This window comes from Mucilaginibacter inviolabilis (genome assembly GCF_011089895.1).
GTDB lineage: Bacteria > Bacteroidota > Bacteroidia > Sphingobacteriales > Sphingobacteriaceae > Mucilaginibacter > Mucilaginibacter inviolabilis.
In genome coordinates, this window is record NZ_JAANAT010000001.1 from 2444110 (window position 1) to 2459465 (window position 15356).

The following is a 15356-nucleotide window of genomic DNA, read 5'->3' on the forward strand; positions in this document are numbered from 1 at the left end:
ATAACCTTCTATTCAAAAACAATCGCCCCATGAAACCACGCTTGACTGCTTTACACATATTAATAACTTTGTGATATGTCAGCTTCTCAGAACATTAAAGTAGCCGTTGATGCGGTTGTATTCGGATATACTTCAAAAGAAGGGTTATCGGTACTATTGATCAAACGAAACATTAAACCCTATAAAGATAACTGGGCCTTACCAGGTGGATTAGTTGGTGATAACGAGTCACTCGAAGATGCCGTACAACGCGAACTAAAGGAAGAAACAGGTGTCAGCATTAACTACCTGGAGCAACTGTACAGCTTTGGCAAGCCAGATCGCGATCCGCGCAACCGGGTAATATCTATTACTTATTATGGTTTGGTAAAGCCTGATGCTTTTGAAATTAAAGCCGATACCGACGCCAGCGACGCTGCCTGGTTCAACATTAAAAAACTACCTTCATTAGCCTTTGATCATGACCAGATCATTACCGTAGCCCACGATCGCCTCAAGAATAAAATGCTTTACCAACCTGTTGGCTTTGAATTGCTGGAAGAAAAATTCCCTTTTTCTGAACTGGAAAAACTATACATGGCTGTTCTTGATCGCTCTATCGACCGGCGCAACTTCAAAAAGAAGGTTGTTAAATTTGGCTTTTTAGAAGAAACCAATGAAAAACAAGCGCTTGACGGCGCCGGCCGGCCAGGAAATCTTTTCCGTTTTAACGAAGAAAAATACTACCAGCTTCAAAAACAAGGAATCAGTTTTGAGGTTTAAATCATCAAAATTAATAAAAAAGCAAAAAATAATTTGCGTATTAAAAACGCATATTTATATTTGCGTATAATTAACGCAATTAGTTATGAAAACAGGAGTAATAATAGCACGCTTCCAAACACCATACCTGCATGAAGGGCACCGTCAATTAATAAGTCAGGTACGGAACAGCCACAACAAACTAATCATATTGCTTGGTGTTAGCCCGATAACCGGCAGTCGAAAAAATCCGTATGATTATCATACCCGCGAAAAAATGATCAAAAAGGATTATCCGGAAATAATTGTATTGCCGGTAAGCGACCATCCGAGCGACAAGGTATGGTCCGAGACACTGGATAATTTACTAAAAAGCGTTTTCCCGTCAGAGCATTTTTGCTTGTATGGCAGCCGTGATAGCTTTATCCCCTACTACTCAGGCAAATTTGAGACAGTTGAATTACCCGAGCATGGCGACTACAATGCCACCGAACTGCGTAAACAATATGCCGATAAGGTATTTGATTCCAATGATTTCAGGGCTGGTATCCTATACGCTTACTATAATCAGTACACCAAGGTTTACCCTACGGTTGATATCGCCATGTTTCGCAATAACAAAACTGAGATACTGTTAGGCAAAAAAGCAGTTAACAATAAATGGCGTTTCATCGGCGGTTTCTCCGATCCAGAAGATGCCGATTATGAAAGCGCCGCTAAACGGGAACTAATGGAAGAATGCGGTGAAATGGAGATCACTGAAATGACTTACGAAACCTCCCGCAAAATAAACGACTGGCGCTACCGCAACGAGGCTGACAAGATTATAACGCTGTTATTCAGCTGTGATTTCATAGCTGGCTCCCCGGCAGCACAAGATGATATCATCGACCTTAACTGGTTTAAACTATCAGATCTGCCACAAATGCTTACAGATGGTTTCATTAGTGATGAGCACCACGAGTTGTTTGATTTTATTATTAATAAATACCTAAAAAAATAAAGCCATGAAACGCGAAAATCTGATTCTTTTGGCTGACGCATATAAATACGCCCACCATAAATTTTACTACCCCGGCACTACTCAAATATACAGCTACCTGGAAAGCCGCGGTGGTTGGTTTGATGAAACCATATTTTTTGGTCTACAATATTTCTTAAAAGAATATATACAAGGACAGGCATTTACCCAACAAGACATTGACGAAGCCGATAGCTTTTTGCAGCAGGTATTTGGCCGCGATGATGTATTTAACCGTGCAAAATTCCAGTATATCCTGGATAAATATAATGGCCATCTGCCCATAAAAATAAAGGCTGTTGCCGAGGGTACCGCCGTGCCAACCGGCAACGTATTGATGACCATCGAAAACACTGATCCGGAATGTTACTGGCTCACCAATTTTTTAGAAACCCTGCTGATGCAGGTATGGTACCCATGTACCGTGGCTACGCTAAGCAACCAGATCAGGAAGGTGATCACCCAATATTTTCAGGAAACCGCTACCGACGATGCCGAAGCAGGGATAGATTTTGTGTTGAACGATTTCGGCTTCCGTGGTGTAAGTAGTGTAGAAAGCGCCAAACTAGGCGGTGCGGCCCACCTAATCAACTTCAGCGGGAGCGATAACCTGGCTGGCAGCAGTATGGCTATTAATTATTACGATACTAAAAAAGTTTATGGATTGAGCATCCCGGCAACAGAACACAGCATTTGCACATTGCTGGGTAAAGAAGGCGAGCTGGAAGTTTTTAGACATGTATTGAAAAGCTTTCCTACAGGTACCATCGCCTGCGTATCTGACAGCTATAACATATTCAGGGCCTGTGAAGAATACTGGGGAACCGAGTTACGCGACGAGATCCTGAATCGCCCGGGCACCCTGGTTATCCGCCCCGATAGCGGCGATCCCATCAGGACCCTCCTGGAGATATTTGAAATACTGTTCAGCAAATTTGGGTATACCGTTAACACCAAGGGTTACAAAGTTTTACCACCGCAACTGAGGGTGATACAAGGCGATGGTGTTAATTACGCTGAGATCAAAAACATTTACAAAACACTAAAAGAAAACGGCATCAGCGCCGAAAACCTGGTGCTGGGAATGGGCGGAGCCTTATTGCAAAAAGTTGATCGCGATACCCAAAAATTCGCACTTAAATGCAGCAGTGCGGTGATCAATGATAAGGAAGTAGCTGTTGAAAAAAGCCCTACCGAAATGGACGCTCAAGGCAACATTACCGAAAGCTTCAAAAAAAGCAAGGGTGGTCGTTTGAAACTGGTGAAAATAAACGGCATCTTTAAAACTGTCAAAGAACAAGACCATACAGAACTGAGCGACCATCTACAAACCGTTTTTGAAAACGGGCAGTTGATAAATACTATCAGTTTTGAACAAGTAAGGGCAAACGCCAATTAATATCGATATGAAGAAGTTACTATTTAATATATCAGACTATGAATACCTGGCCGAAAGAGTATTAGCCTCCGGCATGTTTGAAAAAGGCGAACTGGAAGTAAGCCATTTTACCGATGGCGAACGCTATCAGCGTATTATTTGCAATATCGAGGACCGTGATGTGGTACTACTGGGTGGTACCGTCTCTGACCAGGCTACATTGGAATTATATGACCTGGCCTCATCATTGGTGAGTTACGGCGCCAATTCATTAACATTGGTTATACCCTACTTCGGTTACTCTACCATGGAACGCGCGGTATTAAGCGGTGAGATAGTAACGGCCAAAACAAGGGCAAGACTCCTATCATGTATCCCCCGCTCCAACCGGGGCAACAAGGTTTTATTGTTTGATCTTCACTCAGAGGGCATTCAATACTATTTTGAGCACGGTTTGTATCCTGTACACGTTTACTGCAAGGATATCGTGATAGCAGCCGCCCGCGAATATGGAGGCGGTAATTTTGTTATGGCCAGTACCGATGCTGGTCGTGCCAAATGGGTAGAATCATTGGCGAATGATATGGGTGTAAACGCAGCCTTTATACTCAAACGCCGTCTCAAAGGTGACCATACTGAAGTAAGCGCCATTAACGCCGATGTAGCCGGTAAAACAGTAATTATTTATGATGATATGATCCGTTCTGGTGGCAGTATCATCAACGCTGCTCAAACCTATAAAAACGCAGGCGCAGGTGATATTTATGTAATCACCACACATGGGCTTTTTGTAAATGATGGTATCAACAAGCTTAAAAATTCCGGGCTTATCAAAAAGCTTATCTGTACCGATTCACATGTGAACACACAATATATAGCGGATGACTTTACCGAGATACGGAGTTTGGCAGGGCTGATCAGTCAAAATATTAGCTAATTAATTCATGTTACTTTTTTAACTTTATGGCAGCACCACTTAAACCTAAACACCCATGCCCGCCAGCACCATCAATGAAGTTATCGATGCCCTGCAAACTATTATCACCGATAGTATTGCCGCTAGTAGCCGCGTAGGGTATTTTGCAGCCCTGTATTATAAGGTTACAGCGGCCGTTCGTGATGGCATTACCAAAGGCCAGTTTGAAAATGGCCCCCGTATGGAAAAGTTCGATGTTATTTTTGCCAATCGTTACCTGGATGCGTTGAGCGCCTGGAAAAACAAACAACCTATGAGCGATTCCTGGCGTGTGGCCTTTGAAACCGCCGAAAGATCATCGCCATTGGTATTACAACAATTGCTGCTGGGGATGAATGCTCATATCAACCTCGATCTGGGTATTGCCGCGGTTGAAGTATCCAATGGCAATATGGATGGCGTTCAAAAAGATTTTGATGCCATCAACACCATCATTTCGGCGTTAACCTATCAGGTCATCAGCGAGATTAACCGTGTATCGCCGCTGCTTTCCTTACTTGGCCTGCATTCCTCCAATTACTCCATCATTATCCAGTTCAGCATCGGCAACGCCCGCGACGGCGCCTGGTGTTTTGCCGAAGATTTGCTAGCCAAACAGGGTACAGCTTATGCCGATTGCATCACCGCCCGTGATAAAACCATTGCTCAATTGGCGCAAGGTCTTGCCCATGCCACAGGTCTCATGCGTATTACCCTTTGGCTCATTCATGTTTTTGAATGGAAAAGCCCATCAAAAATCATCAGGGAATTACATGAGTACCAGAAAGAAAAAATAGTAGTTAATACGCCATCGGCGATACCCGCCTGATAAACTCATCTCGTGTTTCACCGTAACAATTCCGTAGTTTTAATTATCCAATTATTGTATAGTACCAATTTTGCCCTGCTTTGTCGCAAAGCGCCCCTTTAATTGTCGGATATACCCATTTAGTAATTGGTGTGGCAGCTGTACATTTGGATATAAAATTTACAACTATGAAAAGCACCATCAACAATAAACTCACACACATTCCATTAATCATTATGGCTATGATGACAGCAGGTAGCGCAACACAGGCACAAACAACAGAGCAAGGTAAATATGCCAACGTGAATGGCATCAAAATGTACTATGAAATACACGGTACAGGCAAGCCATTAGTATTGATACATGGAGGCGGTTCAACTCTAAGTACATCCTTTGCCCGTATCATCCCTATACTGTCCAAAACCCACCAGATAATTGCCGTTGAACTGCAGGCTCACGGTCATACCAGCGATCGCGACGCTCCTGAAACTTTCACCCAGGATGCTGATGATGTAGCAGAACTTTTGCGTCAGCTTAACATATCCAAAACCGACGTACTGGGCTTTAGCAATGGAGGTCAAACAACTCTTGAATTAGCTTTGAGACATCCCAACCTGGTGGACAGGCTCATCGTAGCATCAGCATTTTACAGTCGAGATGCCGTGCCTGCAGGCTTCTGGGAAGGCTTCAAAAACCCAAAATATAGCGATATGCCACAGATTTACAAGGACGAGTACCTCAAAATAGGTAACCAGGCAGAGCTCACTAATATGTTTAATAAAGACGTTCAACGAATGAGCGTATTTAAAGGCTGGACCAAGGAACAAATTGCCTCTATACAGGCTCCTACCCTGGTAGTCATTGGCGATCATGACCTGCCAACTCCGGAGCACGCCGCCGAAATGTCCCGCTTGTTACCTCATGGTCAACTGGCTATACTACCCGGTCACCATGGCGAATATTTTGGCGAGGCCTATTTTCCGAATGCCAGCAGTAAAAAGGTTGAAAGTTTCAGCTTGATTGTGGAGGATTTTCTCACAGCATCCAATTAAAAAATATCGAAGATCGAACACCGAACAAGGAATACCGAATAATGAACTAAAAAAATCGGTGTTCGATAATCAAAATCCTGCATTCAATAGTAAAATAAATTATAAGAACATGTCATTTCAAGCATACCTCACCACCATCAAAGCTAAAACCGGCAAAGACGCTGCAGACTTCAGAAAACTGGCCGAAGAAAAATGCTTTACCAAAAATGGCGAACTTACTGCAAAAGCCGGCGACATCACCAACTGGCTTAAGGCCGATTTTGAGCTCGGCCATGGTCATGCTATGGCGATCTACGCTTTGCTCAAAGGCATCAAGAACGAGAGCAGCCAGTAAAACGGCGACCATCATATACCCTACCACCATGCCCGTTTTTCCGCGGGCATTTTTTGCTGGGGTAAAACTTTTTAAACCTTAAACTTTAACACTTTTCTGGTCGAAAGCGGGGTAAAAACGACCCAAAAATCACTCAAAACCATCGATTTTAACACTTTTTAACAAATTTCAGCATGGTTTTGAGCAGTTGTTAAAACTTTAAAAAGTATTATTTTATTGATTATCAAATAACTACATACAAAACGATTAGTTTTTAGGCTTTGTTTCCCTTAACCAAACAGCCCGGTTTTCTCTTTTTTAGAAGAAAAAACCGGGCTGATGTATACATATAAAGATACCGAAAATTTGTGGGAATAACAAAGGATTACCCATTAGGTTATTAAATAAAATATGTCATTGCGAGGAGGAACGACGAAGCAATCTCCTCGCGTGCCTCTACTTGGGATGAGATTGCCACGCTGCACTCGCAATGACATGGTTTTGATATTCTTTTCCCGTCAGCAGATAAGCTTCGGGTGAAAGCGGGCAGAACGATGGTGGGCCGTGCGATTGCGGGGGCATTGCGAAACTTACCTGAAGCACTGGATAATGAGCGAACGCAGTGGAGGTAAGGTTTAGCAGCCCGTGGTTCTGACTGATTTGCAGGGCAAAGGCCTTGAGCGCAAAGAAGCATTTCTGCTGAAGCGTTTTTGGTTACTTTTGTCGCGACAAAAGTGACTGGCCCTCCCGTGGCCAAGAGCGGGTATACGCCATGCAAGCTGACGAATAGATCCTTCGTTCCTCAGGATGACAAAACAAATAGTAAAGCTTATCTTCCATTTTTCCACATTCATTGTAGCAACCGCCGGGTTTGTCTAACTTTCGCCCCTCAAATTAATTTTGAGACCTCCTGTACATGAAAGTTATCATTGCCGAAAAACCATCTGTAGCCCGTGAAATTGCCAAAGTGTTTGGCGCTACCACCAAAAAGGATGGTTATATGGAAGGTAAAGGGTATACTTTTACCTGGGCCTTCGGTCACCTTTTACAGCTGGCACCCCCACAGGAGTACGGTTTTTATGGCTGGAGTGTCCAAAATCTGCCCATGCTGCCGCCTAAGTTCAAGCTCAGCATCCGCAAGGTAAAAACCAAGAATGGAATAGTCGACGATCCTTCTGTAAAAAAACAGCTGGATACCATCAAAGCCCTGTTTGACGAAGCTACCGAGATCATTGTAGCAACGGATGCCGGGCGCGAAGGTGAACTCATCTTCAGGTACATTTATTATTACCTCAAATGCAAAAAGCCCTTTAAAAGGCTCTGGATATCGTCGCAAACTGATGAAGCCATTAAGGAAGGCTTCCGCAACCTGAAACCCGGCACCGATTATGATACGCTGTTCAATTCGGCGCATTGCCGTTCCCAGTCGGACTGGCTGGTGGGCATGAACGCCACGCAGGCGCTCAGTATTTCGGCAGGTACCCGGGCGGTGCTTTCGCTGGGCCGGGTGCAAACCCCTACCCTGGCCATGATCTGCTCGCGCTATCTCGAAAACAAGAACTTCGTGCCGCAGCTGTATTACCAGGTAAGTATCCAGGTTGATAAGGACGGCCAGGTTTTCAGGGCCATATCTACGGAAAGTTTTAAAACTACCGAAGAGGCGCAGGCCATAGTGGATAAGGTAGAAGATGTGCCTTCTGGTTTTCCCAATGGCGGACATATTGTAAGTGTGGAGGCCAAACCCCGCAAGGAACCGCCGCCGTTATTGCACGATTTGAGCAGCCTGCAGCAGGAAGCTAACAAACGCAAAGGTTTTACAGCCGATCAAACTCTTGGTCTGCTACAAACCCTGTATGAGGGCAAGCTGGTTACCTACCCACGTACCGGTAGCCGCTATATTGGCGACGATGTATTTGCCACTGTACCGGCATTGATCGAAAAATTTAATGAACACCCCGAGTTTGGCAAACAGGCCGCTTTTTTGGCTACCGTAAAGCTGAACAAGCGGAGTGTGAACGCAAAAAAGGTAACGGATCACCATGCGATACTGCCCACCGGCGAAAAACCATATCAATTATCTGGCGACCTGCAGGCCATTTATGATCTGGTGGCCGCACGCATGCTGGAAGCATTTCACCAGGAATGTATTAAGGAAATCACCAAGATCACCGTACAATCGGGCTCCCTGTTTACCGCCAGTGGCACCGTGATCAGTTCGGCTGGCTGGCGTTCGGTGTTAAACGACCCTGACGAGGAAAAAAAGGACGAAGAGAACGCGAGCCTGCCCAAAGTACAGCAGGACGAACGCCTGCCTATTCCGGAAAAGGCCCTTTTAGAGAAACAAACCAAACCCAAGCCCCTATATAACGAAGCCTCTCTGCTAAAAGCACTGGAAACCGCGGGCAAGGAAATTGAGGACGAGGAACTGCGCTATGCCATGAAGGACAGCGGGCTGGGCACACCCGCCACCCGTGCATCCATCATCGAAACCCTCATTAAACGTGATTACATCACCCGCGAAAAAAAGAACCTGGTCCCCACATCAACTGGGCTCAGCGTGTACAGCGTGGTCAAAGACCAGAAAATAGCCCAGGCCGAACTCACCGGCAATTGGGAAAAACGACTGGAAGAGATCCGCTCAGGTGCTTCGGTGGATGATTTTCAGCAAGAGATCAAAACCTATACTCGCAACATTACCCAGGAATTGCTGCAAGCCGGCAAAAGCCTGATGGCCCAGCGCAAGGAAGCAGCCGTTGCCCAGCCTACTGTAAAAGAGGCGAAGTAAGCTCTATACAGATATTGTCATCCTGAGCGAAGCGAAGGATCTATTATTGAACTGACAAGCAGCGGAACAGATACTTCACTACGTTCAGCATGACAAAACTGTTTTAGGTAATTTTTTCAGTCCTAACCTTGCGCTCGTTTGTAACGAGTGCTTATCTTGGAGCGGCGATTGCATGGCCCATGCGTTTTAAACGCAAACCCATATTAAGCACTCGTTACAAACGAGCGCAAGTGGAATCTATTATTAAACTGGCACGTAGCAGAATGGCGGACAGACCTTTGCGCACGCCCCTTCGACAAGCTCAGGGTGACAGGCCTTCTTATATTTTAAGTTCCCTCCCCACGGGAGGGATGCAGCTGTTAGTGCGGTGGTAGGGAGCGGTTTATACAAGCGACAGAATTGCCTAAGAATAAATCCCCTTCCTCCCCTTCCCGAGGGACGGAATCGCACACATCCCGGCTTTTAAAATTCTATTGTGTTCCCTCTCGGGAAAGCAGGACGGAGACAAGCCGGCATTTGATATTATATCACCCCAAAAGCATATTTTTGATATACAACTAATCCATATGAATGCCAATAAAAAGATCGATAATGATCATATAGGGTTTGCCCTGCTAACTATGTTTTTGGTGTTGTTTACGCATGCCATTGCCTTTCTTTTGCATGAGTATTCGCACTCGTTCCTGGCCTGGATATTAGGATTTAAGGCTAATCCGCTGGCTTTGGATTATGGACCACCAACATTCAAAAACATTATACTGCTGAGTGATGTGGAAGAAAATGTTGACTATAAACAAATAATAGCCAGCGGAAATGGTATTTGGGGCGGCATTATTGCTCTGGCCGGTGCCGGGGTTGGTAATGGTTTGTTATACTTTTTATGTTATGGGTTAACCAAACTCAAGCGGGTACAATCGAGCCGGGGCGCTATCACGTTTCTGTACTGGCTATCTTTAATGGGTGCTGCCAACCTGTTAAGCTATGCCCCGCTCCGCGTAATAACTGATCATGGTGATATGGCCATAGCCGCGCGGTGTTTCGGCATATCTACCTGGTTACTTTTACCTTTTGTAACAGCGGGCACTTTTTATGTGATGTACCATTTCTTTTTTAAAATGTTCCCGCTCAATTACCAGCAGGTTGCGGCTAATTCCAGTTTAAAGCTGGTGTTTGTGATTGCCATGACCTCCTACTGGTATTTCGGTTTCTTCGGCAGCGACGGCACCACTTTTATCCCCATCATATCCAAATATTTCTTTATTCCGTTTTCGGCCATGTTCCTGGCATCCAGGTATCTTAAACTCACTGAAAAGCTGGAAGAACAGCAAGTATAATGATGAATTAATATCGAATAATGAATTTTGAATATCCAACACCAAATCCTCATATTCATCATTTGATATTGAACATTCCATGTTCGATATTAAATCTGTTTCGATGTGATTTACGACAACAGACCAGCCTTACTTGGGTGCTTTAATCAATAAATACCCGCCTATGATACCAAACAAAATATTGGGTATCATCACAGCAAAGGCAGGCGGTAAACCACCGCTTACAGAAAAAACAATGGCAAACCGTTCGATGATCACATAGGTAAAACACAATATAATACCTATCCCCAGTGGTAAACCTACACCGCCGCGTACCTTGCGCGATGACAGGGCTACACCCAGCACGGTTAAAACATAAGCCGACAAAGGGTAAACAAAGCGGTGCAGCTTTTCGTAATATAATTTATTAAGCACCTCTGGCCGGCGCAGCTTTTCGGTAGTGATGTTTTTGTTGAGATCATTTAACGACATGGCCGAGTATTCATTATCATAAGCAATAAAGTCGGTTGGGCGCATATCTAAAACCGTATCTTTTTTAATGCCGCTGCTGATAAACTTTTCGCGAAGGCCGTTAACGTACTTTACAGAATAATCCTTTAACGACCATACCCGCTTCACCGAATCATAAGTTACCTGTTTGGCTATGAGTTTTTCGCGAAGGGTATCGTCATCAAACTTCTCCATAATAAATTGATAACCGGTGTGTACAGCGGGATTGTATTGATCCAGGTAAACATAGGTATGCTTATCTATCTGCATATGCACCCGGCTTTTGTTCGGGTCGTTATCTCCAATACCGTTGGCATTTTCAAACCTGTTTTTGAGGTGATTAGTATAAGGGATGAGATATACATTGGCAAAAAACGATACGATAAAGATGAGCGTGGCCGCTATAAAATAGGGTCGCAAAAAACGATTAAAACTTGCTTTGCCGCTCAGTATGGGCACTATCTCTGTTTGATTGGCCATTTTAGCGGTAAAAAATATTACCGCCAGGAAATTGATGAGCGGCGAAAGCAGATTGAGGTAATAAGGAACAAAGCCGGCATAATATTCAAATACAATATCATGGAGTTTGGCATGATGGCTGGTAAAGTTTTCTAATTTCTCTGATACATCAAACACTACAGATACCGCCATGAAAATAGCCATGGTGAATATAAATGTGCCGAGGTATTTTTTAATGATGAACCGGTCGATAATCATCAGGTACCGGTGTACGAAAGCCCTCATCGGTAGATCATCGTTTTGTTAGCGGTTTAATTTATGTAGCAACGCTAATTCCCGATGATTTATTTTGAAGTAACCTATAATTATCAATCTTTGGTAACTACGCTAAAAGCGCACAGTTAATTGTATCGAATCCGCACACTTATTTTTAAATTACACTATTAAATATTTGATTTTCATATATTTATAAAAAAGGCATTTTTTTTGAACCCGTTTTATACTATAGCATTAATAAAGCACTGATTACAATTTCAGGATCATGATAAAAAGTTACTTAAAGATAGCCTGGAGAAACTTAATGAAAAATAAGCTTTACTCCCTGGTAAACATTATTGGTTTAACTATTGGTATTGTTAGCTGTCTGCTTATCGGTGTTTATATTAAACACGAATTAGGTTACGATCATTTTAATAAAAACGCCGACAATATTGTACGCGTTACGATGGAATACAGAAGCGGCGGCCCGTCGCAGAAAACATCCGTTACAGGTACCAAGGTAGGGCCACAGCTTAAACGGATGTTCCCTGAAATAGTTGATTATGCCAGGCTTTATAAAACTTCGCGGATAGTTGGTTATGGAGATCTCTTATTCAATGAAAAAAACTTCATCTACGCAGAACCTTCCTTTTTTAAGATATTCTCCTATAAACTGATCAAAGGCAATGCAGACGAAGCTTTAAACTCACCTGATAAAATCATCATCACGCAATCGGCTGCTAAGAAATACTTTCATGATGAAGACCCTATAGGTAAAATCATGAAATCGGAGCATCAAAATTACACCGTATCTGCTATTGCAGCAGATGCTCCTTCCAATTCACAGATCAAATTTGATTTCCTGGTGCCTTTCAATACCCTGAGCCGGGCCAAAGAAGAAAAATATAACGATGCTAACTATATCACTTATCTGCTGTTAAAAAGCCCAGAGCAAATACAACCATTGCAGCAAAAGATTAGCTCCTATATGAAAATGGTTGATAAAACAGAGCTTCATTTAACCGGCAACCAGTTTTTAACTTTTTACCTGGAGCCCTTAAAAAAGGTTCATTTATACTCCAACCTTCCCGGCGATCTGGCACCTGCAGGCAGTATTGTTTATATTTATATACTCGTTATAGTAGCGGTATTGATATTGATTATAGCCTGTGTGAATTATGTAAATCTGGCTATTGCCCAATCGGCAGGGCGCGGGGCCGAAATTAGCATCCGCAAAGTAATGGGGGCCGGCAAATCGCAACTATTTACCCAATTTGTAGGCGAAGCATTATTGGTTACCGCCATCTGTATCCTGCTGGCAATCGGCATTGCCTATATTGCACTGCCCTATTTTAACCAGGTTGCGGGTATCCAGTTTAAATATTCGTTATTTTTTGACCCTATTATTATTGCTGGTCTCCTGCTCTTAACGGGCATTATCGGTTTAGCTGCAGGGGCATATCCGGCGTTGTTATTATCAAACATTAAATTATCAAAAATACTGAAGACCGGTTTTTCATTTACCTCGGGCAAAAGTATCCGCAAACCGCTTATCGTATTTCAATTTGTTATTTCTATATTTCTGATCGTCACTACCATAGTTATTTTACAACAACTTTCATTTATTCGCAACAAGGATATTGGCTATAATAAAAGCAATATAGTGGTTTTACCTACCGGCTATAACCCGCAGTATGTTGACGAACTAAAAAAAGAGATGCTTAATATACCTGGGGTTGAAAGCGTAGCATCGGCCAATAACGAGCCGGTAAATGTAATGTGGGGCGATGCCATACAAACCGCCGACGGTAAAAACCTTACCGTAAATGCATTGCCTATGGATGAAGACTTTATAAAAACCCTGCAGCTTAAAATAATTGCAGGCAGCGGCTTTACACAAACCGATGTTTTACAAATTGACACCACCAATAATTACAAAAATTTTAAATACGCGTTCATACTCAACGAATCGGCAGTAAGGGCTTTAGGGTGGACACCACAAGAGGCTATAGGAAAGCATATCGAAAAAGGAGAGCAGGGTATTATCAAAGGGGTAGTAAAGGATTTTAATTTTAAATCGTTTCATACAACCATTGGTCCTTTGGTTTTATTTTTGGATCATTTTCAAACAGCTGCCTTGTTTGCCCGGATAACTGGAAACAATACTTCCAATACACTCAAAGCCATACAAGCATTATGGAAACAACGCGTACCAGACCGTCCGTTTGAATATAAATTTTTAGATGAGGATTTTGATGCTTTATACCGTACAGAACAGCAAACGGCTAAAGTATTTACCACTTTTTCGTTTTTGGCTATTTTACTGGCCTGCCTTGGGCTATTTGCCATTACCGCTTATTCTGTTGTTCAGCGTACTAAGGAGATCGGTATCAGAAAAGTACTGGGTGCCAATGTATCCTCTATTATTTTACTCATTTCAAAAGACTTTTTACTCATGGTAATCATTGCCATGATTATTGCCACGCCAATAGCCTGGTATATGTCCTATACATGGCTGCAGGATTTTGCTTACCGTATCAATATTCATTGGTGGATATTTATTGCAGCCGGTGCAGCTTCATTAATAGTTGCAGCGATAACTGTAAGTGTGCAGGCAGCTAAGGCAGCATTGGCCAATCCGGTAGATAGTTTGAAGAATGAATAAATAGCCGGAGGATCTCAACTTTACGAAATCGTTATCGTCAGTAATTTTTTTTCAAAAAGATAATATTGGCCTATTGTGCTATGAATTTTTTTTATATACTTGCGCCATCTATAAGGTAAGCATCCTGCTTACTTATTGTGATAAGGTTTAGGTTGAAGGTCCCCGGCGGCGAGCGCTTTGGGGACTTTCGTTTTAAACAGCGCTTCAAAGGTATCAGATACCTACTTTACCGGTATTATCACAGTATTAAATTTTAAGTTATTTTTAAATAACAAACCAGGACTTAATAATGCCTTAAAGTACCTACATTTGAAATAAGCATCTTATATTTACTGTAATACCAAACCTGCAATACCTATGAAGCTGGTCCAAAAAACATACCTTTTTTGCCTCTTTTTATTATTTACCCTTTCATTTAGTTTATCATCACGAGCGCAATCAGGCCTGCAGCAGTTGGATGATCGTATCATGATCGATCTGCAAAATCAACGTACACCAGAGCAAACCGGCGTATTTATGTTTCTGTCACGTACGCATTTATATGGCGATATTGGTGTTCCGGTAGGTTTGCTGGCAGCAGGTGTAATCAGTAACGATAAACAAATGCGGCAAAATTCCATATATGTAGCCAGCAGTACCCTGCTATCAACCGGACTTACCTTTTTAATTAAACATATTGTTAAACGCCCGCGTCCGTTTGTACAGAATATTAATATTGTACCTGTTTACCGGGCTGGTAGTACCTCCTTCCCTTCGGGGCATACTTCCAGCAGCTTTGCTACCGCAACGGCTCTGGCCCGCGCATATCCTAAATGGTATGTGATAGCGCCGGCATTTTTGTGGGCGGGTTCGGTAAGTTATTCGCGTATGTACCTGGGTGTACATTACCCTACCGATGTAGCTGCCGGCGCTGCTTTGGGCGTGGGATCAACTTTTATATTACAGTCATTAAAAAAATAGCTGCTGATTTATAAATTGTTTTAACCATAAAGAAAACAACCCTATTGCAAGCTACGTAGAAATACGGAATAAAAATTTCAGGTATTTATACGCTTAGCTACTCCGTTGTCATCCTATACATTTGTCATATAAAAACTA

The 15356-nt window shown here is 42.9% G+C and carries 12 protein-coding genes; 11 read left to right on the forward strand and 1 reads right to left on the reverse strand.

The genetic code is table 11. The features are described from left to right. Positions 1-75: 75 nt before the first annotated feature. From G7092_RS10025 to G7092_RS10065, 9 genes are all read left to right on the forward strand, one after another. Positions 76-762: an NUDIX hydrolase gene (locus G7092_RS10025; RefSeq protein WP_166088746.1), complete on the forward strand. Its 687-nt coding sequence runs from the start codon at positions 76-78 to the stop codon at positions 760-762. Positions 763-847: 85 nt separating this feature from the next. Further along, positions 848-1744 carry an NUDIX domain-containing protein gene (locus G7092_RS10030; protein WP_166088748.1) on the forward strand — a complete coding sequence of 299 codons (897 nt, stop codon included), beginning with the start codon at positions 848-850 and terminating at the stop codon, positions 1742-1744. A 4-nt stretch (positions 1745-1748) separates the two neighbouring features. Further along, positions 1749-3161: a nicotinate phosphoribosyltransferase gene (locus G7092_RS10035; protein ID WP_166088749.1), complete on the forward strand. Its 1413-nt coding sequence runs from the start codon at positions 1749-1751 to the stop codon at positions 3159-3161. A 7-nt stretch (positions 3162-3168) separates the two neighbouring features. Beyond that, positions 3169-4077, forward strand: a complete 909-nt coding sequence (locus G7092_RS10040) for a ribose-phosphate diphosphokinase (protein WP_166088751.1) — start codon at positions 3169-3171, stop codon at positions 4075-4077. A 55-nt stretch (positions 4078-4132) separates the two neighbouring features. Then, complete coding sequence (locus G7092_RS10045; protein ID WP_166088754.1) at positions 4133-4924, forward strand: DUF5995 family protein; 792 nt, start codon at positions 4133-4135, stop codon at positions 4922-4924. Between the two features lie 167 nt (positions 4925-5091). Beyond that, entirely contained in the window at positions 5092-5955 is an 864-nt protein-coding gene (locus tag G7092_RS10050) for an alpha/beta fold hydrolase (RefSeq protein WP_235953806.1), read from the forward strand. Between the two features lie 109 nt (positions 5956-6064). Further along, the gene (locus G7092_RS10055; protein WP_166088756.1) at positions 6065-6289 is read left to right on the forward strand and encodes a DUF4287 domain-containing protein; all 225 of its coding nucleotides are present in this window, start codon (positions 6065-6067) and stop codon (positions 6287-6289) included. Between the two features lie 895 nt (positions 6290-7184). After that, positions 7185-9053: a DNA topoisomerase 3 gene (locus tag G7092_RS10060; RefSeq protein WP_166088758.1), complete on the forward strand. Its 1869-nt coding sequence runs from the start codon at positions 7185-7187 to the stop codon at positions 9051-9053. A 566-nt stretch (positions 9054-9619) separates the two neighbouring features. Then, complete coding sequence (locus G7092_RS10065) at positions 9620-10387, forward strand: hypothetical protein (protein ID WP_166088761.1); 768 nt, start codon at positions 9620-9622, stop codon at positions 10385-10387. A 129-nt stretch (positions 10388-10516) separates the two neighbouring features. On the opposite strand, the gene G7092_RS10070 is transcribed toward G7092_RS10065, so the two are convergent. Next, entirely contained in the window at positions 10517-11620 is a 1104-nt protein-coding gene (locus tag G7092_RS10070) for an LptF/LptG family permease (RefSeq protein WP_202985248.1), read from the reverse strand. 295 nt (positions 11621-11915) lie between these two features. On the opposite strand from G7092_RS10070, the gene G7092_RS10075 reads away from it, so the two are divergent. Together G7092_RS10075 and G7092_RS10080 are read left to right on the forward strand one after the other, a co-directional pair. Further along, entirely contained in the window at positions 11916-14258 is a 2343-nt protein-coding gene (locus G7092_RS10075; protein ID WP_202985249.1) for an ABC transporter permease, read from the forward strand. Between the two features lie 357 nt (positions 14259-14615). After that, the gene (locus tag G7092_RS10080) at positions 14616-15218 is read left to right on the forward strand and encodes a phosphatase PAP2 family protein (protein ID WP_166088765.1); all 603 of its coding nucleotides are present in this window, start codon (positions 14616-14618) and stop codon (positions 15216-15218) included. The last annotated feature ends 138 nt before the right edge of the window (positions 15219-15356 follow it).

Bases quoted from the DNA above. Each gene is read 5' to 3' on its own strand.
- G7092_RS10025 (WP_166088746.1), top strand. From the start codon at position 76: ATGTCAGCTTCTCAGAACATTAAAGTAGCCGTTGATGCGGTTGTATTC.
- G7092_RS10030 (WP_166088748.1), top strand. From the start codon at position 848: ATGAAAACAGGAGTAATAATAGCACGCTTCCAAACACCATACCTGCAT.
- G7092_RS10035 (WP_166088749.1), top strand. From the start codon at position 1,749: ATGAAACGCGAAAATCTGATTCTTTTGGCTGACGCATATAAATACGCC.
- G7092_RS10040 (WP_166088751.1), top strand. From the start codon at position 3,169: ATGAAGAAGTTACTATTTAATATATCAGACTATGAATACCTGGCCGAA.
- G7092_RS10045 (WP_166088754.1), top strand. From the start codon at position 4,133: ATGCCCGCCAGCACCATCAATGAAGTTATCGATGCCCTGCAAACTATT.
- G7092_RS10050 (WP_235953806.1), top strand. From the start codon at position 5,092: ATGAAAAGCACCATCAACAATAAACTCACACACATTCCATTAATCATT.
- G7092_RS10055 (WP_166088756.1), top strand. From the start codon at position 6,065: ATGTCATTTCAAGCATACCTCACCACCATCAAAGCTAAAACCGGCAAA.
- G7092_RS10060 (WP_166088758.1), top strand. From the start codon at position 7,185: ATGAAAGTTATCATTGCCGAAAAACCATCTGTAGCCCGTGAAATTGCC.
- G7092_RS10065 (WP_166088761.1), top strand. From the start codon at position 9,620: ATGAATGCCAATAAAAAGATCGATAATGATCATATAGGGTTTGCCCTG.
- G7092_RS10070 (WP_202985248.1), bottom strand. From the start codon at position 11,620: ATGAGGGCTTTCGTACACCGGTACCTGATGATTATCGACCGGTTCATC.
- G7092_RS10075 (WP_202985249.1), top strand. From the start codon at position 11,916: ATGAAAAATAAGCTTTACTCCCTGGTAAACATTATTGGTTTAACTATT.
- G7092_RS10080 (WP_166088765.1), top strand. From the start codon at position 14,616: ATGAAGCTGGTCCAAAAAACATACCTTTTTTGCCTCTTTTTATTATTT.